The sequence below is a fragment of the Moorena sp. SIO1G6 genome, from assembly GCF_010672795.1.
Lineage (GTDB): Bacteria > Cyanobacteriota > Cyanobacteriia > Cyanobacteriales > Coleofasciculaceae > Moorena > Moorena producens.
This window is the reverse complement of sequence record NZ_JAAHFZ010000010.1, coordinates 109,139-127,670: the sequence shown is the minus strand read 5'-3', so window position 1 is coordinate 127,670 and position 18,532 is coordinate 109,139. Positions and strand designations below refer to the sequence as shown.

The window sequence follows — 18,532 nt, the reverse complement described above, 5'->3', positions numbered from 1 at the left end:
CTATAATTTGAGGTATGTCAGTTATCCTTTAGGGCAGCGTTCTTCTAGGCAAGTTCGTAGCAGCTTTGGGTCAAATAGAATTGGTAGAAAGTGAATGCTTTTGACTTCTGAAAAATAAAACAAAATCGGTACTGATGTCCAGAAGATTTCCCAATTTTGCCATTCTTGATAAGGAAAACGCCGGATCAGGGTCTCGGAGCGATAAATATCCAAGGCGGTTTCAGTAAATTGCAGGCGTATAGTTATGGCTTGAAACAACAAGAATAAGCCCAACAACGCGATCGCTAAACTCACCCAGGGTTGTATGAGCAATATTGTCACTGCAGCAATAATCAACACTATAGGCAGTGTGTAACTTGGGGAGAGTTCAACTACAGGTGCGCTTTCCGTTGGCGAATTAAATTCGCCACGGGTCGCACCTTCTGATGTTGATTTTGGAGAATAATCAGCAGAAGTCACTTGGCTTAAATCCCGAGCTGATAAAGATGAATCAATATATGAATATAATTTAATTCTAAGCCTATATTCCCAACTTCTTCGATCTTCCCAATTTCTTCTATGGGATTCTATGGGATGACAGTTACCTGATCTTACCTACTACCAGTACCTAGCACATTCCTGAGTGAGATTAATCAAAAATTGAGTTAAATTTTTATACGGAGAGGGGGGGATTCGAACCCCCGATGGCTTTGACACCATAACAGATTTCGAGTCTGCCACCTTAAACCACTCGGACACCCCTCCATGATCTAGTCAAACCGCACCCCAGACTTCATCTTAAATTTGAACACAAAACCGTGGAATTTGTCAAGCCTGCTGTTGAAAACTCAGGCATTGCTGGGTGCTCAATGATGGAATCACTATCAAGGAACATCAATGTCTATCTCAATATCTTCAACAGTAGTCTTAAAACCACCATCCGGTGTCCACTGGATAGCACCATCACGGCCTGTCCAATAGAGGGTCATCTTAGCATTGCGCATGAGCTTCGCCGTGTAGGCATCCACGACATTGGATGATGCGATCGCAATTTTCGGTTGCAGGGCATCGAGGAATTCTGGCCTCAGACTTTTTCCCGACCACCAAAGTACTTGTAGCTCAGGGAAACGGATGGTTTTGGCTAACTGTTTTTGGAAGCCTGGTTTGAGGTTTCCTAGGAGTAACCAATTTTGGTCAATGATGCGCATCAGCAACACTGGTGGTTCAGTGTTGACTAATTCTATTGATGTAGAGCCAACAGAGAGTATTTCACCCACAGGAATTGGTTGGTAGTAACCCTGCCTAGATGCTACTGCACTAGCGATAGAGTTACGGGTGACAATATCGTTCCAATTTTGAGCCTGAGACAATGGTCGTTGTAAATCAGTGTTATCGTAGAATGTGTCGATAGGTAAACTACCTAGAACCTGAACCCAACCACTTCTGAGTTGGGGCTGCTTGTCGAGAGCAACCGCCCAATTAATATGATTGATACCTTGCTTTTGCAGAAAAGGCAGCACTGTAAACCTTACTGTATCAGGGTTGCCACTATTGAGCAACGTTACTTGTCCCTGGTCTTGAATCACTAAAATTTGGTTATTTCCTGTAGCTAGCACTGTAACTTGAAACAATTTTGACGCTTGTTGCCATTGGGGCAACACCACCACAGTGACAGCAACTAGACTAATCAGCCACCAACGAGGATGTAACCATTTAATCAAGCAAGCTAGAGCAATTAGCCCGTAGAGGAATAACAGTTGCCCTAGGGAAATTTTGCCCACCGCTACAGAACTTCCTGGCAACTGATTGAAAAATTCCACTAGTCCCATCAGTCCATGGGTTGGGTAATACAGTAACCAAGCCAGTCCACTTCCTGCTGTTGGCCAAATTAGTCCTGCCAAGGCACTGACAATTCCACCCAAAGTGATAATAGAAATTAGGGGTGTAGCAATAACACTAACGGGTATAGAGTAGCTGGCAACAACTTGAAAAACATACAGTTGCAGGGGTAGAGTCCAAACTGCTGCTGCAATTGGCACAGCAACTAGGGATGCGATCGCAGGTGGCAACCAATCCAAACGTTGGATAATCCCTGGTGCAGTGATTAGTAATCCTAGGGTGGCCAGAAAACTCAGCTGAAATCCCAAATCCCAGATCCACAAAGGATTAAATAGGAGTAACAGTGTTGCTGCTAACAAGAGTGACCCTAAAGGCTTAACTTTCCGTGCCGTCACTAAGGCAATTAGGGCACCCACCCCCATCAGAGCCGCCCGCATTACTGATGGCTGCAGTCCAGTTAATGCCACGTAAATTAACAGTACACTCAAGCTAATACTGAACTGCTTTTCCTTGCTTAAACCCCTGGTAACGGCTAAGACAAAACCCAACAGCAAAGAGACATGGAATCCAGATGCTGCTAAGGTATAGGCTAACCCAGCCTGAATAAATTGATCCCGGATATCGTAGGGCAAATCAACAGCACGACGTCCTAAAACCATTGAACTGACTAACGGACCTGTGGGAGAGCCTAAAAAGCGAACTTGGGAACGGATAATACGTTGTCGCAGTCTCCACCATCCCCAGGGTTTGCCAATAGTTTCCTCATCAAAGTTTATTTGACGCCCACTCAAACCAGCAAAAGCCCCTTGACGGGCAAGATAGGCTCCAAAGTCGAAGGCTCCGGGATTAGTCACTGGCTTGGGTTTATATAAAACCCCAGTTACGCTAATTATCTGACCTGGGTAGATACCAGTTCCTTGAAGTAATGGCACAGTCACATACAACTTGCCTGTCACTCCTTGACTTATCGCTCCCCCATCTTCGCGACTTTCAATTTCAGTTAACTGAGTAGCTTGTAACCAAAATTGTGTACGCTGAGTTCGGGTCAGGCGAGGCATACTCTCCACTTTGCCTTCAACCTTAAACAGTTGCTCTGGAGCAATGCTATTGGTTGAGGGGACATATTCGCTAATGTCATTCAGTTCTGGTTGTGGTACCCGCAATTGAAAATAGACCACCGCCAAGGCCGAGATTAGTCCTGCTGCTACCCATAATCTTGGTTTTGGTCCTGTGCGCCAGAACCTGGGGAATGCGATCGCAGCCACTATCCCTGTGACAACTAATCCTGTTACCAAAGCTCTATACTCTTGCCAGGGAATCTCACCAGTCGGTAAGTGGAGAATCCCTGTAGAAAGTAGGCCGATAATATAAGCAAGACTTACTACTGTACCACTGGCAGGCTTCATCAGATCGATAAACCTAGCCTTAAGCCCAAAACAACATGAACCAATAGCAGGCAAAGTGCTGTACTTCCTAAGTAGGCATGAACGGTACGCACCAATGCTTTGTTTCCGCCAAAGCCAGTCAAAGCAATCACCCCATTAGCAGCCAGCAAAATCAGTACGATTGATCCTGTCCAAAAGTGGGGGCTTTCTAGAATTGGCTGATACTGCATGACCAGAGACAAAACCCCACCGGTGTAGCCACCTGCGATAAAAATGAACATCCAGGGTGCTATTTTTCGATGATCACTGCGACTCTGTAGTGCTATTTCAGGCTCAGATACTACTCTGCCACGCCATCCTGCTATTCCCACAAAGCTACCCATAATCAATACCACAATTCCCATCATCAATGGGTGTCCCCAATGCACCACTGGCTCAGGAATACCTAAAATCCTAAATTGGTTAGCAATTGGTTCTAAGAGCTGACTTAAATTTCCCACCGGTGTAAAACTATCCTCTCGATTAAGGTTTACCTAGCTTAAGTAACCATCTTTGTAGCATATTCAGAATTTGATTGGGCAAGAAACTGTCAACATTCCCAGATAGCGATGTTTAGATTCCTTGACAATTGTCTAAAATTAGAAAACAGACAATTTCATTCACTCGCAGCTGAACGTTAACAAACGATCATACCAGATCCTAGAAGACTGGTATGATCGTTTGCCTGTCCCTGGTGCAAAGGAGACGGATGGCTTTAGCCCCTAGGGCAAAGCCATCTAAATTTTTTTGACAAATGACTAATACTATGAATCGAAGACTTGAAAGCACATCGCTAAGGGGGTCTCGAAGAGATCCCCATTTGTTAGAGGGCGATGGGTCATAGCCGACACTACGCGAACGCTTACTAGCTTATTAGTGACAATAAATTAATCACCCACATTCCGCACCCCGCCACTGTCACTACTTTGTTTTTGATAATGATAATACTTGTTAACCTATAGTAATACTAAATAGCTTAGGATTACCCTGGCCAATTTAAAACTGGTATATATCAAAATTAGTATTTACTAATTTTTTCCTGTCGCTAATGTAGCTTTGGAGTTTTTTTGAGCAATGCCTTTACTATAGACAAGCCAGGTAAAGATGACTAATCCAGCTTCGGTTCCTACTAAATCGTGAAGGATATGAAATAAAGCATTGAAAGTAACTTGTGGGTCAGTATAGGGATTACCTCCAAACTTATCTAGAAGAAACACAAAGGTTAAATTGACTCCAACGGAGAAAATTGGGAAAAGAATAATTTTCCAATCTTCCAGTATCTTATAGCCTCGATAGGTCAACACACCCAAAACTAGAGTAAGTGCAATATAGATAGGAATCTTAAAATTATCGTTACCGGCTTGATAACCTAAAGGGTATAAAATTGAAACAACTAACAGACTGATAGCAAACACAATGTTAATTAAATTGGTGATTATAGTAGTATTCTCTACTAACCCATCCGCCCACAGCGCAAATGCTGAAATCAAGAAAAAGTAAAACATGAAATTCAGCATCGTAAAATCGTTTTGATAATACCAGCATTGGGTGACGTGCCAACCAATTTCTGAAGCGATCGCCACCATCACAAAAGCTAGACCGAGTTGGGAAGCAAAAATACTTCTCGATGGCAGTCCTAAATTTTTTAAACTGTTGTAAAAAATTCTCATCGCCAGAGGTATTAGGGCAAAAACCAGCACGTGAGTAATAATTAATCCCAGTTTCCAACCATCGACTATACAGGTTCTAGAAGGGTCTGTCGGCGATTCGGCGATTCCGGGCAATGTGGCGAGAATATAGCCAAATCCAGCTAAACCAATTAAGAAGCAGAGTGCAGTAAACCCTAAGTTGCTAGTAAAAATCTTGCCATCGTTATTTTCCTGGGATTTAGTAAATTGCTTTGAAGACATTCATACAGCTCCTGCTCATAGACAACTAAAACAAATCGCCGAAATCGCTGGAGGAGTCTCCCCACAGCCTGATATCAACTACTAATTGTCTCACAATAACTATCCCTGGAATCTAATAGTTAAGATAAATTTTAGGTTATCATTGATAAATGTTAAGTAACCATCAAATTTATGATGATTGCGTTACATATCTTTGTTAAGATATAGATTGCTTTACAAGTGTGATGGCTAAAGCCCCTGTACTTTAGTCGGGGGATATAAGCGAACGGATGAATTGATTCATCCGCGATGCGGGTCGCTAATGTACACTAAAACTTTCTGAGTGCTAATCTTGCCAGTGGTGTCAAACATATACGAATGTGTCCATAAACTTGGCAATCTCAACAGGTCTGGAAATTATTGTCTAAGCAATAATGATCTTCGTAATTGGTTTGCTCATTGCTGTTACTGTACCTCAAGCTTACTAGGAAACTATAGTATGAAGCAAAAATTCTCCCCAAAATTGACCTTAATCGCCGCTTATTGCATCAGCCTATTTCAGTTTTCTCCCACCGCAGAGGCGCTCACCATCGATCAATGGTCTCTCAAGATTATGCCTTTAGGAGACTCAAACACTCGTGGTAAAGCATTGGATCGAGCCGGATATCGAGATGACCTGTGGGCATTGTTTAAAGATAATGGCTATAGAGTAAATTTTGTGGGTAGCGCTACCTCAGAAAATCCCGAAATAGTTTTAGGCCAAAACAACACATATGTGTTTGACAAAGAGCATCAAGGGCATGGGGGATTTGCCATAGCTGGTGTTGGAGCATCCAATGCGTGGTCAGATTTAAACTCCGAAATAGAAGATTGGCTGAAGCAGGCAAGACCGGATATTATCTTATTAATGGCTGGCACAAACGACATACTTTTTCAGAATGAAAGCCCTGAAGATACAGTCAATGAAATGATTTTACTAATTGATAAAATTCTCGCCCAGATCAGGTATATTTGTTTGTCTCTTCAATTCCCCCCATTAACCCCTCTGCACTTAAGGATGGTACTCTCAAGAATCAGAAAGCTGATAAATACAATAACCTATTGGCAAATTTGCTGACTGGAGAAAGTTATAAAAACAAGAACATTCGATTTATTAATAACCGCAATATATTCACCCCTGATCACATGCTTGAGGATGGTATTCACCTAACCCCAGAGGGTTACAAAAAGTTGGCTCACGCTTGGTTCAAAATCATGATCGGCATTGGTACGAGGGAAAAGCAAGATGATATTCCTATAGATGTTCCCCTTGAGATCGAGATCTATGGTAGTTGAGAAAAAAATCTACAGGGTAAGCGCCTTGCGCTTACCCTGCGGTATAACCCCATCATTAAATTGCTAATTGTTGATAGCACCTCAAGTAGCGTGCGCTACGCGCATTTGCTGTAGGCGAAGCTCTTCTGAAGGATTTTGCTAATTGCTGACCATCACTATAGATACCAAATGGCTTATATAGGCCTTTCGGAATGCATTCACGGGCCTATCAAGCTCCTCGTTTTTGCCAGTGTGATTCGATGTGGTATTATAAAAAGGTCTGTCTCCGTAATTATTGTGATAACGCCAGATTCTAATATTGATGTATCAAATTTTTCAGGCTTCCTGCCTCAAAAAATCTGTATCAAGTGCTAGTTTTTGCACTCCGATCTCCGCTGATGCGCACTGGTTGGCTTGATCACGATTGGAATTGGCGATATCCAGATAGCTTGGACTGAATTACCCTAAACTTCTTACAAACATTTAAGATGCTAACAGAACAAGACATTGATCAATGCTTGAAGATGCTGGATGGCATCTATAGTTTATCCGAACCGGAAAGATTAGAGAGGATTGACAAATTTGTTAAATCTACGCTGTCTATTACTCCAGATATCTACAGCCCAAAAAACTTAAAATACTTGTTTTCCTATCCCGACCCTATCGGTGTTTTTGCCGATTTCGTGTCTAACTACATTAATTCTAATATTCATACTGAAGAATGTTCGCCAATTTTTACTCGTTGTGAAGTAGAAATGGTAGAAACTCTCCTGCCGTTAGTGGGTTATCCTGAAGGCGATGGTATCTTTTATCCGGGTGGTACCTTATCTAATTTGGCATCTGTATTCTTAGCAGTACAAAGAGCAAAAGTTAATTTAGGAGAATCAGTCATTCTGGTTTCCGATCATTCTCATTACTCTATCAGTAAAGCTGCTAAGATTTGTGGGATTCAACATATTATCAATGTTAAAACAAGCACAAAAGGAGTCGTTGATCGAGAACATTTACGAGAATTAGTCAGCAAAATTAAAGCTGATAATCTCAATCTAATTTACTTTGCTTGTGTTATGGGTTCGACTACCTTGGGAACTTTCGATCCGGTAGAAGAAATACTGGAAATATTCCAAGAATTCGCGATTCAACCTTGGATTCATCTTGATGCAGCTTGGGGAGGCGGGGTTTACTTTAGTGAAGATGCAGCGTTTTACAGAAAACTGAGTAGTTTGTCAGATTCAATTGTATTAGACTTTCATAAATTTCTTTCAGCCCCTCTATTATGTTCAGTCTTACTGGTGAAAGACAAATCTGTTTTAGTGGATGAAGTAATCGCACATAATCCTAATTCTCCATTTACCAGCAACCAGAATAGAAAATATAGTCTCAGCATCAAGTCTTTACAATGTTCCCGAGAAGCCTATGCCTTTAAGCTTTGGTTGATGTTCAAACATCATGGTCTTGAACACTTGAAAAACTTAATTCAAAAATACTATAAAAATCGGAAAAAATTCAGGAAACAACTTTCGGAGCGGGTTTTATATGTCGTCGAACCCCAGTATTTTAACCTCTGTTTCTGGTTTATTCCTGAAGAAATGGAAGTGAAGGAAACCATCACAGATTACACGGCGGCAGAAATTGAGAAAATCGATCAACTTAATCTCGCTATCTATGATCAAGTAGTCCAGGATGACTTTATCAAAGTCAGTTCGTCTAGTTTTAATAATCTTCCGGCATTTATTCGGATAATTGTACATCATGGAAATCTGACAACAGATATCATTTCTGAAATTGTTGCTTATTTATATAAAATCTATGAATCTGTTGGATAAAGTCGTTCTCTAAGTCTAATCTAGAAGTCCAAAATTACAGGAAATTACAGGAGGAGTAGAGAATGGGCAGAGTCAGAAAGCATGAATCCTACACCAACTCAATTCTAACACCCATTTATCAAAATATAGCCTACTTTTATGACGATCATGAAACTTATGTTAAAGCCTTACATGAAGGATCGCTCACAAAAGGCCGTTATGGCAGGTATCATAATCCGAATTGGGAAGAAGTAGAGGGAATCTTAGCCCAACTCGATAAGGCTGAAGATTGCTTACTATTTCCCAGTGGAATGAGTGCTATTTACAGCACTTTAATGGCATTCGCCAAATCTCAAAGCTGTTTCGCAACAACTTGCTATCTCTATAAAAACACAAGACGTGTTTTTGAGAATCTTGAGAAACTGGGGTTCAAAACTTTGATTTTGGATAATTCGGATCTATCTGAGTTGATGAGAACACTTGATCAAGTCAGTCAAGATATTAATATTCTTTTCCTAGAACTTCCCTCTAACCCTCATCTTTACCTGGCAGATATTGAAAAAATCAAAGAGTTGTTAGAACCCGATACGCTTCTGGTTGTCGATAGTACCTTTGCCAGTCCCTATAATTTTCAACCCTGTTTATGGGGGGCAGATTTAGTGATTCATAGTTGTACTAAATATCTCAATGGTCATGCTGATGTGGTACGGGGAAGTGTTGCTGGTAAAAAGGAAGCGATCGCTCAAATTAGAAATTTCAGAAATATCAATGGAGTTATTCCTAGCCCTCGGGATGTGTTTACATTGGGTCAACACTTGAAAACCTTTCAGTTGAGAATGGAGTCTTTAAATGCTTCAGGGCAAAAACTGACTGAGTTTTTAAATTCCCATGATTTGGTTTCCAAGGTCTATTATTTGGGGTTAGATTCTCATCCTCATCGAGAACTATCCAAGAAATATTTTACTAATGGGTATGGTGGTGTTGTGACCTTTGAACTCAAACTCTCAAAACGTGAGACATCAGAATTCATTGACAACTTAAAAATTCCATATATTGCTTCTAACTTTGGTTCAGCGGAAACTTATATCGAACAGCTTGCTCCCTTTACCTACTACTATTTATCCGACCAGGATAGAAAATCATTAAATATTACGGATAGTCTGATTCGACTCTCCATCGGCTTTAATGATCCAGTCGATAGTATCATTGAGGATCTCGATTGTAGTCTTGCTCGATATATCCCTACGGAAATACATTAGACTTCGCGGCAGTTGTCGGGAACAGGGAACAGGGAACAGGGAACAGGGAACAGTGGACAAGAATTGAGGTAAACACTATCAGAAAAATACTTTTGCGCATAGGTCTATTAGAGTATCTTGTTTCTGTACTCTATTTCCTTTGGCCTTACCCCCGATTATATTATCCTAATCTAAATGGAACCCTGCCAAATGCAATCACTTAACTGCTGAATTTCTTGGAATCGAACATCCTGACTGATAAAGAATATTCCCACAAATAAGGTCAAATATTGACTCAAACAAGCAGAAAAACCAGCTCCAATACTGCCCCAATGCCATTTAATAATGGAAAAATAATCAAAGATTATATTGCCTAAATTGCCAAGGATTGTTATCACTAGCACCTTACCACTCATCTCTTTTCCTAATAACCAACCGATCACGACTAAGTTAAGTGCCACTGCGGGAGCACCCCAAATACGGGCATTAAAATAAGCAATACCAGAAGATTTAACGTCATCAGGAGCATCGAGTATAAGAAACCAAATTTTCTCGATAGGATATTGTAAAATAACAATTAATACACCCAGTACCAACGCTATCAATCCATTGCGTAAACCCAATAATAACATGGCTTCGCGGTCATCTTTGCCTACAGCTTGAGCCGTCGCTCCCGTTCCATCCGCAAGAAGTGTAAAAGTCGGTAAAGATAGGTAAACAAAACCGTTGCGACTGCAACTCCTGCTAAGTGACGAATTTCTGGCAGATGTCCCAGGAAAGCCACGCTGACTAAGCCCGATAAGGGAATCATGATATTGGAGAGAGGTAAGCATTCAGCTCTCAGCTCTCAGCTCTCAGCTCTCAGCTCTCAGCTCTCAGCTCTCAGCTTTCAGCTCTCAGCTTTTGAATAAAACAGGTAACCATTTGTCTAATCTGAGTTACGTCTGTTGAGCACTGACCCCTGACAGCTGACGGCTGACCACTGACCACTGACAGCTGACGGCTGACCACTGACCGGTGAATACTTACGGAGAGAGTATTAATGACCGCAAGCCTGTAGAAGCGGGGGATAAGACTGTCTGAGTTTAAGCGGGCAAGTTTCATCGGCTCAAATATCAACTTTATTGGTATTTTTAAGAGTAAATTTTAACAAAAATCAAGCTTAATTTTAAAAATTTTTATGGGATTTCAAAAGTTCCACTTTCTGTGAAACACAGGATAGAGAGACAACTCAGATCAAGAACAATTCTGATAGCTGGTCAGCTACCTAAAAAGGGAAGCTAAAAGCCCCGTCTCTTTAGAGCGGGGTGCTGATGTTCAGCGAATTTCAAATAGAGCGCATGGTCAGAGATTTTGCTAAGGTTTGATAGCTGGCAGGATGACCTGCAAAATATCCCGAGAGATAATACCTGGCAGGTTCATAATGATTTTCAGCCGTGAACGGAGCAAAAAATTGATCACTAACCAAATCTTTTCTGACAAAAAATGCATTAACACCCGATAAGTTACAGCCCACAAGATAATACCCTTTTTTATCTAGATTGACCTCAAAAAACTTCAATGAAGCCCCAAAACAATCATCTTTTTCCCATCTGTGTGTGGCATCATAGTCCATACAATATAAAATGGGTGGTGTGAACTTGGCATTATATTCAACGACAATCACTCTGGGACTTATACAGGTGATTGAATCAATAATATGATAGTCATTACCATCAATATCGACTGATAATATATCGATTTCATCAGCATCTATATTGGCAGAAATTAATTCGTTGATATTCTCTTTTGTAATAAAGGATTCAACGATTTTTAACTGACCATTTTCTATGACTTTATGAAAATATTTTCTAATTTTATTTACCGAACTAGACGACGCATCGATCCATAGACCTTGCCAATGATCAAAAAGCAGGGCAAGGGTATTGTTTTCTAAGCCATTGCCAATGCCAAATTCAACAAAGATTTGATTCGTGACACCAATCCGGTTAAAGATTTCTCTAATAATGCCATCTTCATCACTTTGGGAATAAACCTTACTACCAAAAGCAATTAAACCCTGAGGATTTTGATAGCGTTCACTTGTCCTTAAACGTTCTATTTCTTGAATAATCGGAATCTGTTTAATCCGGTTCCGAATTGTTAATTCATAGCCGATATCCTGGATAATAGGCTTAATCAATTTTTGTAGTCTTTGGAGTGGCATAAACCGATTGTTTTCATACAATAACTAACGACTTTTCGGTCAACAGGTTGTTTGAAGACCATTGTTGACCTCCTCCCGACGCCAACGTTTCACTTTTGGAGCGGGATTCCCAAACCTCACGATTTGGGTTTCTGCTTGTTTCCACTAGGGGATTTCGCACCTGCCTTAACAGATTTACTTTGCTCAGGTCTAAGTAGGTGGGTTTAATTATCCGTAAAATAGCGAGTGATATCAAATTCGGTTAGTACAGACAGTAAAAAATATTTGTCTTTGTCTGACTCTACCGTTGTTTGACCCTAATTCTAATCCTGTTTTTCCTTTCCGGATTTGCTATGAGATTCAAAATCGTGAAAACCTCTTGAATAAAGGTTTTCAGCTTCATTCTCGGATTCTAAGTTTTAACGTTTATTTATTCCCACCTACTTAAAGGCGCGCTCGACAGACTGAAATGGCCGAGCCAAGCCGCCAAAATATTTTTACTCGCGTTGATGTCTCGGTCATGGTGAGTCCTATATACCGGGAGGTGACCTGCTGCCATCCCAGATGAACCCGAATCCATTTAGATTTCCAATCTTTAGTCTGTGCTAGAGACTTCAGTCATCCGAGGATTCCAACGAGAACGCAACTCTTCGATATGCATATTCTCTGTGTTCTTTTTGAGATGTCGAGGACTACTTTCAAAAGATAAAGAAGATGGCAGCGGATCTGACCCATACTCAGCTTGAATAAAGGATTCTAACTCTGTATAGGACGGAGAAAAGCTTTCTTGAGTCGGCTGGGATACCGTCGATTGATATCGCCGTAATGTCGCAGAAAACAAACCCGTACCATCATCAAAAAACCGTTCAGTGGTTGCCCCATAGCGTTCATAGGGATGAAAAGCCAGATGATCTGGGGCTTGAGCTGCCACCCAGGAAACGTAAGACCAATATTCACTAAAGGTGCCAAATTTCAGCGCAGATCGCATCATCAGCAACAACCAATGGTCATCCGATTGAAAGTAGTTGCTCACCTGACACTTAAAGGACTTAAGGTGCTCTTGTTTAAACCACATATGATGGGGAATAAAAGTGCCTTCAGGGTCTGTTAGGGGTTCAACCCCCAACACCGAGCGAATCCATTCTGCCCAAGTGGAGACAATGCTCGCATTGCCCCACTGATTGTGCTGAAGTAGGGCAAACGTATGCTGTTGGGTTTGGTTCTCCTCACAAATCAGGGGCCAAGTCGCAACCGGAAGTAGGTCACTATCCCAGACAACATACCATTCACTTAAGTGATCAATTCCCTCACCAGCACCCAGTTTTAAGAGTTGCTGATAGAACCAGCCTGGAGTATAAAGGGATTCCCCGAGTTCCAGTTCAGCACAAATTCTGTCTTTTGTCAGACCACTCTTTTGAAAGAAGGTTTCCTCAGAATGGGTATAAAGGGGAGCCACTTCCCAACCCTGAGACACCTGTTGTAGTGATCGCGCCTCTGGCTCAGGTGAAATCACATGGATACTGCGAGGTTTGTAATGGGTTGTAATTCCCTCAAGCACACCCCGCGTGTTCCAGCGCAACTGATAGAGAGGAATCACAAAGTCGAAGATTTCTTGTGACATAGCGTTTAACTCCGAATTTATCTAGACTATCAACAATAAAAATATCATCTTAATCGAGCAAGGAGTCAGTGTTAGTTTAGGATGTTAAGGTCTCTTGCCGTTATTAACATCTAAGCTGAACAAGTACCTCAGAACCCCATTCAGAATTGATCATTCATCACTTATCATTCATATGGGCTAGGGGTGGAACCTCTGCTATTGCGACTGGTTGAGCAGAACTTAGCTGAAGCTAGACTTCAAGTCGCCTTCAACCCCATTCATAATTTATAATTAATCATTCAATAGACTTCGCGGCAGTTGTCGGGAACAGGGAACAGGGAACAGGGAACAGTGGATAAAAATTGACGCAAACACTATCAGAAAACTACTTTTGCAAGAGGTCTAATAATTCAATTCTAATAATCCCACAATTGCCAACAGTGTTGTATCCTGAAACAGACTAATAAACAGACCGACAATCGATGGAATCGATATTTTAAAAGCTTGAGGTAAAACAATCAATCCTAAAGTGAACGGGGTATTCAAACCTAGGGCTTTAGAAGCTTCTACTTGACCTCTCGGTATGGCTTGGAGTCCACCCCGCACCTTTTCTGCTAGATCAGCTGAACTAAATATTGTTAATCCTACAATTGCCCGTAATACCCGATCCGGTCGCATTCCTTTGGGTAAAAATAAGGGCAGTAAAACCTGTCCTATAAATAAGCTGATGTGCATTTAAATTGGTTATTACCTATTCCCTTTTGGGAAACTCAATTGCTACATCGCTTACCTTAAGGGAGTTTGAGTCTCAAAGTAGTACAAATGAACAGAGTAACTTCAGTCAAAAAACTTTTATCTGTAGTTTTTGATACTAATTTAGATGAGCTTACCCTGGTTCAACCCGTCAAATTTATGATATAGCAGTTCTCATACTCATGAGCGACATTGCTTATCCCTTTAAGGCAAAAGGCAAAAGGCAAAAGGCAATAGTAAAGAGGGTTTTAAGGTAATCAGTCTCAAAGACTAGTGTACCTCATAACTGCGAGAAACGCTATAATTGCGTTACATATCTTTGTTAAAATTTAGATTGCTTTACATTAAGTCTAGGTTACTTGTTACTTGTCAAGTAAGAAATAACAAGTAAAACAAGTAACCAAGTAACAAGTCACAAGTAACGATTTCCATGGTTTACCAAAGATGTCTCCACCAAGGAATAGGCTTAACATCAGGAAAATCGATTTTATTGCGGATTTCATCAATATCCCATCCAGTCAACTCAGCTAAGGTTTGAGCTTCCTGTTTCAATCGTCGATTTAAGGATTGTTGATAGTCAACTCCTGCGCTACAGCTCATCTTCCCAGTAAAGGGATGACGAAGGATATATCGTCCCTGAAACAATTCACGGTTTGACGTTTCCTGGAACATCAAATCTTCTGGGAACGTATCACGGGTATAGCGAACATGGAGGCGAGTGATATAAACATTATTGGGTCTTCTATTGGTTCTTCCTGAGTTTAGCCAAAAGACACCTGATTTCCGGAGTTCTTCCCGATTGAGGGGATTAGCTGAACATGGGTCACAACTAGCCATATCCCAAGCATATTCAAGAAAAGCCACTTTTTTACCTTCACCCTCGTAAGCAGTTTGGAACATAGCAGTGTAGAAATCACCAAACTCTGCTTTGACAAATACTGGAATTTCAGTATTAGAAGGAATCTTCACAGTGCGGTAGTTTGTAATTTCAGCCTGACCTCGGGGTGATAACACATACACAATCAGGTCTTGCTCACCCGTAGCATTCATCATTCCTAAGCGAATGGGCAGCATAAATCGGGGAGACTCGTAAGCCATCTGGAGGGGTCGCAACCGTTGGTAGGCAGTTTTGTCAAATTCGTGCAGATTCACATTGGGGGGGTCAAATTCGTGCAGATTCACATTGGGGGGGTCAAATTCCTCCAGATTGACTTTGGCAACGAAAAATTTCATATTCTGGCGGATGTAGGGTCGCAATAACCGATTTGCTCCCCGTGGAATTTTGTAACCGTTGCGTCTGAGCCAGGTTTCTAAACCTCTAGAGTCCTTAGCACTGAGGATAAGAATGTTATATTCTCCAACTGAGAAGCGCTCCTCTACCGTGACACCTAAACTACGATCATAAGCATCCGCTCCCCTTGTGCCACCTGGACGACCTAGGTCTGCTGGCGCACTTTCGAGATACCTTCGGTTATCGGCACAGGGGTTTGGGTCAAAATATTCCACTAGTCGAGGTGCACTAAACTGATCGAGGCCTTCAATAATCTTAGGGTCACCTACATTCACCTGTTCTCGCTGAAGCACCACAGGAACTGGGACAACCATGGCAAAGTCTTTAACATCCCCTTGATAGTCATTTGCCATGGTTAAAACAGTGCGATCGCCATCCCGAGCAATTACCACTTGAGACGTCTGGTTATATAGTTTAGTATCAGCTTTGGCCACATAAAACCCACAAAAACCCCAAGCTTTTTGAGCCAACCCTAAACTCACTAAAACCGTTATAATAATAGTACTTATAACCCGAATAATTTTCATTTTTATAAGCTTAATTCACGTCATTTAATAGGTGCGACCCGTGGCGAATTTAATAATTAGATGCGGAAAGCGCACCTAAGATTCACTATCATGCCAGGAAAATCTTGTAGATGACCAAATAAAATCCAAAATTACGGTCAAAGGGGATAGGGCAAACAACGCCCAGAAAATAGCAGTAGGCATGAAGAATTGATTGCGCAATATAAAAGTGAGTAACGCAATACACACCGCCCATAGCAATCGACTAATCGGTGCATTGGGGATTGAGCGAGGGTCGGTTAGCATAAATAGGGCAAATAGTAACAAAGACCCACTCATCAAGCGATGGCAAAATACATCCCAACTCCAGCCAAGCCAGACATTTCTAATCCCTTCTAAAACGGCATAAGCACCCAAAAACGCTGCCGTTGTATCCCATCGTCCTACCCGTTTTAACACCATACTGCCAGTACCAGCAAATAATAGAGCATACCAACCATCATCCCCCCACTGTCCGGGAGAAACCCAAGCATCATTGCTTAGGATAAGAACAGCAATAATTCCGAAATTGGCTGGATTAAAAAAATGCTTGCCCTCTACTCGGAAAATAAATTTACTCAAAATTCCTAGGGAGCCAGCTAAAACCATAGTGCTATAGTTATCAGCACGCAGCAGCAGACTCAAGCTTAAGGCTGTAATCATAGCACTTTTTAGGGAAGGGGGTTTGGGAGAACTGGCGAAAGTAGCATCATTATCCTGGGGGCAATTTGATTTTTTTGTCAGCAGATTAAGAATTGTTTCTAAGGTTTGAATTTTGCACCATTCAAGGCTAGTTTGGAAATAGGGTTTGGGATTAAAACTCAAAGGGAGGCCAAGGAAAGGGAGGCCAAAGAAAGAGAGGCCAAGCTCCCCAGAGTTTTTGATTGCGGATCTGTGTTTGGGGTTTGACCAAAGAAATGCTGCTAACCACTGAGTTAGTAGACAGCTTGCGATTACAACTAGAATCAAGTCTGGTCTTAGTGTCCAGTCCCGAGTGCTGATGCCCAAGACTAGGAAGATGGAGAGAAACAGAATTTGATGGTTTCGGGGGTCTTGTTGCCACATTATCTACGCATTCTGATCCGACTGTTAAAGTAATCAGGGCGCTCTTTATGGATCAGGTTTAACACAAAAAAACACGCTAACTCTACGAAGACTACTGCAAGAGCTATCAGGCAATGTTTACCCGCTACCAACACCAGGCTACGGGAGCGATCGCACCATTCTTGATGCAGTCGCTCATGGGGGAAACCCCCAAGACCGCGCTGCATCGCTACTGTGCAAATGCTCTTTTTGACTGGTTCTGCACAGGTACTGGATTTGGGCAAGCTAATTTAGACCAACAATCAGCAGAGAGTTTCTGGCTGGTGATTATCATAGCCTACCCAATCAATGTAAAGTTTCGTAACTGACTGCATAAACTCCTGAACTGGGTCTGAGAAGTCTACAGAGGGAATTGGGAAAGCGCTCAAACCAAATCCAAGTAGGTAAATAATTATGGCAGATTTTAACAAAGACGGTTTTGACGACTTAGTAGTAGGTGCCCCTGGTGAAGCCCCGGGGTCGGCTCCCAAGTCGGGGTTTGCCTTTGTGTTTAATGGTTCCCAGAACGGACTGGTCGCCAGGCAAGGGCTGGGTCAGGCAGGACTCGGAGCTAATGAAGCTGGTGATCGGTTTGGTGAATCCTTAGCAGTGGGAGACTTCAACGGCGACGGTTTTGACGACTTAGTGGTTGGGGCCCCTGGTGAAGCCCCGGGGTCGGCTCCCAAATCCGGGTTTGCCTTTGTGTTTAATGGTTCCCAGAACGGACTGGTTGCCAGCCAAGGGCTGAGTCAGGCAGGACTTGGAGCCAATGAGGCTGATGATCGGTTTGGTGAATCCTTAGCAGTGGGAGACTTCAACGGCGACGGTTTTGACGACTTAGTGGTTGGGGCTCCTGGTGAAGCCCCGGGGTCGGCTCCCAAGTCGGGGTTTGCCTTTGTGTTTAATGGTTCCCAGAACGGACTGGTCGCCAGCCAAGGGCTGGATCAGGCAGGACTTGGAGCCAATGAGGCTGATGATCGGTTTGGTGAATCCTTAGCAGTGGGAGACTTTAACGGTGACGGTTTTGACGACTTAGTGGTTGGGGCTCCTGGTGAAGCCCCGGGGTCGGCTCCCAAGTCGGGGTTTGCCTTTGTGTTTAATGGTTCCCAGAACGGACTTGTCGCCAGCCAAGGGCTGAGTCAGGCAGGACTGGGAGCCCATGAGGCTGATGATCGGTTTGGTGAATCCTTAGCAGTGGGAGACTTCAACGGCGACGGTTTTGACGACTTAGTAGTTGGTGCCCCTGGTGAAGCCCCGGGGTCGGCTCCCAAGTCGGGGTTTGCCTTTGTGTTTAATGGTTCCCAGAACGGACTGGTCGCCAGCCAAGGGCTGAGTCAGGCAGGACTGGGAGCCCATGAGGCTGGTGATCGGTTTGGTGAATCCTTAGCAGTGGGAGACTTCAACGGCGACGGTTTTGACGACCTAGGGGTTGGAGCCCCTGGTGAAGCTCCTGGGTCTGATCCCAAGTCCGGGTTTGCCTTTATCTTTCATGGCTCCGCTAACGGATTGGTACCTAGCCAAGGACTGGATCAGGCAGGTCTAGGAGCAAATGAAGCCGGTGATCTGTTTGGTGCTGCACTTGCCTAG

The 18,532-nt window shown here is 42.5% G+C and carries 17 protein-coding genes, 1 tRNA gene and 2 pseudogenes; 6 read left to right on the top strand and 14 right to left on the bottom strand.

Annotated features, from left to right (window positions below):
- Positions 1–21 precede the first annotated feature (21 nt).
- From F6K63_RS12105 to F6K63_RS12080, 6 genes and pseudogenes are all read right to left on the bottom strand, one after another.
- Positions 22–459, bottom strand: coding sequence for a DUF3119 family protein (locus F6K63_RS12105; RefSeq protein WP_287312229.1), 438 nt, complete (start codon positions 457–459; stop codon positions 22–24).
- Between the two features lie 198 nt (positions 460–657).
- Positions 658–744, bottom strand: a tRNA-Ser gene (locus tag F6K63_RS12100).
- 119 nt (positions 745–863) lie between these two features.
- The gene (locus F6K63_RS12095; protein WP_287312228.1) at positions 864–3,224 is read right to left on the bottom strand and encodes a ComEC/Rec2 family competence protein; all 2,361 of its coding nucleotides are present in this window, start codon (positions 3,222–3,224) and stop codon (positions 864–866) included.
- A complete protein-coding gene (locus F6K63_RS12090) occupies positions 3,224–3,703 on the bottom strand; it encodes a DUF4079 domain-containing protein (protein WP_287312226.1) in 480 nt (159 codons plus the stop codon). The genes F6K63_RS12095 and F6K63_RS12090 overlap by 1 nt, the downstream gene beginning before the upstream one ends.
- Before the next feature lie 567 nt (positions 3,704–4,270).
- A complete protein-coding gene (locus F6K63_RS12085; protein ID WP_287312224.1) occupies positions 4,271–5,152 on the bottom strand; it encodes a hypothetical protein in 882 nt (293 codons plus the stop codon).
- 279 nt (positions 5,153–5,431) lie between these two features.
- Positions 5,432–5,548: pseudogene (locus tag F6K63_RS12080) on the bottom strand (IS200/IS605 family transposase); the annotation flags it as partial.
- An 82-nt stretch (positions 5,549–5,630) separates the two neighbouring features.
- Here F6K63_RS12080 and F6K63_RS12075 point away from each other — a divergent pair.
- From F6K63_RS12075 to F6K63_RS12060, 4 genes are all read left to right on the top strand, one after another.
- Positions 5,631–6,248 (top strand): SGNH/GDSL hydrolase family protein, encoded by a 618-nt coding sequence (locus F6K63_RS12075; RefSeq protein ID WP_287312223.1) that lies wholly within the window; start codon positions 5,631–5,633, stop codon positions 6,246–6,248.
- A complete protein-coding gene (locus tag F6K63_RS12070; protein ID WP_287312221.1) occupies positions 6,233–6,466 on the top strand; it encodes an SGNH/GDSL hydrolase family protein in 234 nt (77 codons plus the stop codon). Before F6K63_RS12075 ends, F6K63_RS12070 begins: the two co-directional genes overlap by 16 nt.
- A gap of 467 nt (positions 6,467–6,933) precedes the next feature.
- Positions 6,934–8,271: a pyridoxal phosphate-dependent decarboxylase family protein gene (locus F6K63_RS12065; RefSeq protein ID WP_287312219.1), complete on the top strand. Its 1,338-nt coding sequence runs from the start codon at positions 6,934–6,936 to the stop codon at positions 8,269–8,271.
- A gap of 62 nt (positions 8,272–8,333) precedes the next feature.
- The gene (locus F6K63_RS12060) at positions 8,334–9,509 is read left to right on the top strand and encodes a PLP-dependent transferase (protein WP_287312217.1); all 1,176 of its coding nucleotides are present in this window, start codon (positions 8,334–8,336) and stop codon (positions 9,507–9,509) included.
- A 170-nt stretch (positions 9,510–9,679) separates the two neighbouring features.
- Here F6K63_RS12060 and F6K63_RS12055 read toward each other — a convergent pair whose 3' ends face one another.
- From F6K63_RS12055 to F6K63_RS12020, 8 genes and pseudogenes are all read right to left on the bottom strand, one after another.
- Positions 9,680–10,120, bottom strand: coding sequence for an MATE family efflux transporter (locus tag F6K63_RS12055; RefSeq protein WP_287296361.1), 441 nt, complete (start codon positions 10,118–10,120; stop codon positions 9,680–9,682).
- A gap of 20 nt (positions 10,121–10,140) precedes the next feature.
- A complete protein-coding gene (locus tag F6K63_RS12050; RefSeq protein WP_229414257.1) occupies positions 10,141–10,299 on the bottom strand; it encodes a hypothetical protein in 159 nt (52 codons plus the stop codon).
- Between the two features lie 71 nt (positions 10,300–10,370).
- Positions 10,371–10,592 carry a hypothetical protein gene (locus tag F6K63_RS12045; protein WP_131826970.1) on the bottom strand — a complete coding sequence of 74 codons (222 nt, stop codon included), beginning with the start codon at positions 10,590–10,592 and terminating at the stop codon, positions 10,371–10,373.
- Positions 10,593–10,815: 223 nt separating this feature from the next.
- On the bottom strand, positions 10,816–11,694 hold the full coding sequence (locus F6K63_RS12040) for a hypothetical protein (protein ID WP_287250588.1): 879 nt from the start codon (positions 11,692–11,694) through the stop codon (positions 10,816–10,818).
- A 574-nt stretch (positions 11,695–12,268) separates the two neighbouring features.
- Positions 12,269–13,294 (bottom strand): DUF6492 family protein, encoded by a 1,026-nt coding sequence (locus tag F6K63_RS12035; RefSeq protein ID WP_287312216.1) that lies wholly within the window; start codon positions 13,292–13,294, stop codon positions 12,269–12,271.
- A gap of 390 nt (positions 13,295–13,684) precedes the next feature.
- Positions 13,685–13,996: pseudogene (locus F6K63_RS12030) on the bottom strand (ABC transporter permease subunit); the annotation flags it as partial.
- Between the two features lie 465 nt (positions 13,997–14,461).
- Complete coding sequence (locus tag F6K63_RS12025; RefSeq protein WP_008181927.1) at positions 14,462–15,844, bottom strand: DUF2330 domain-containing protein; 1,383 nt, start codon at positions 15,842–15,844, stop codon at positions 14,462–14,464.
- 75 nt (positions 15,845–15,919) lie between these two features.
- The gene (locus F6K63_RS12020) at positions 15,920–16,927 is read right to left on the bottom strand and encodes an RnfABCDGE type electron transport complex subunit D (protein WP_008181929.1); all 1,008 of its coding nucleotides are present in this window, start codon (positions 16,925–16,927) and stop codon (positions 15,920–15,922) included.
- A gap of 113 nt (positions 16,928–17,040) precedes the next feature.
- Between F6K63_RS12020 and F6K63_RS12015 the strand changes: the two genes are divergently transcribed.
- Positions 17,041–17,274: a hypothetical protein gene (locus F6K63_RS12015; protein ID WP_008181931.1), complete on the top strand. Its 234-nt coding sequence runs from the start codon at positions 17,041–17,043 to the stop codon at positions 17,272–17,274.
- Positions 17,275–17,359: 85 nt separating this feature from the next.
- Positions 17,360–18,532 (top strand): FG-GAP and VCBS repeat-containing protein, encoded by a 1,173-nt coding sequence (locus tag F6K63_RS12010; RefSeq protein ID WP_287312214.1) that lies wholly within the window; start codon positions 17,360–17,362, stop codon positions 18,530–18,532.

Bases quoted from the DNA above. Each gene is read 5' to 3' on its own strand.
- F6K63_RS12060 (WP_287312217.1), top strand. From the start codon at position 8,334: ATGGGCAGAGTCAGAAAGCATGAATCCTACACCAACTCAATTCTAACA.
- F6K63_RS12095 (WP_287312228.1), bottom strand. From the start codon at position 3,224: ATGAAGCCTGCCAGTGGTACAGTAGTAAGTCTTGCTTATATTATCGGC.
- F6K63_RS12045 (WP_131826970.1), bottom strand. From the start codon at position 10,592: ATGAAACTTGCCCGCTTAAACTCAGACAGTCTTATCCCCCGCTTCTAC.
- F6K63_RS12055 (WP_287296361.1), bottom strand. From the start codon at position 10,120: ATGTTATTATTGGGTTTACGCAATGGATTGATAGCGTTGGTACTGGGT.
- F6K63_RS12020 (WP_008181929.1), bottom strand. From the start codon at position 16,927: ATGTGGCAACAAGACCCCCGAAACCATCAAATTCTGTTTCTCTCCATC.
- F6K63_RS12010 (WP_287312214.1), top strand. From the start codon at position 17,360: ATGGCAGATTTTAACAAAGACGGTTTTGACGACTTAGTAGTAGGTGCC.
- F6K63_RS12075 (WP_287312223.1), top strand. From the start codon at position 5,631: ATGAAGCAAAAATTCTCCCCAAAATTGACCTTAATCGCCGCTTATTGC.
- F6K63_RS12085 (WP_287312224.1), bottom strand. From the start codon at position 5,152: ATGTCTTCAAAGCAATTTACTAAATCCCAGGAAAATAACGATGGCAAG.
- F6K63_RS12040 (WP_287250588.1), bottom strand. From the start codon at position 11,694: ATGCCACTCCAAAGACTACAAAAATTGATTAAGCCTATTATCCAGGAT.
- F6K63_RS12035 (WP_287312216.1), bottom strand. From the start codon at position 13,294: ATGTCACAAGAAATCTTCGACTTTGTGATTCCTCTCTATCAGTTGCGC.
- F6K63_RS12065 (WP_287312219.1), top strand. From the start codon at position 6,934: ATGCTAACAGAACAAGACATTGATCAATGCTTGAAGATGCTGGATGGC.
- F6K63_RS12050 (WP_229414257.1), bottom strand. From the start codon at position 10,299: ATGATTCCCTTATCGGGCTTAGTCAGCGTGGCTTTCCTGGGACATCTG.
- F6K63_RS12025 (WP_008181927.1), bottom strand. From the start codon at position 15,844: ATGAAAATTATTCGGGTTATAAGTACTATTATTATAACGGTTTTAGTG.
- F6K63_RS12015 (WP_008181931.1), top strand. From the start codon at position 17,041: ATGTTTACCCGCTACCAACACCAGGCTACGGGAGCGATCGCACCATTC.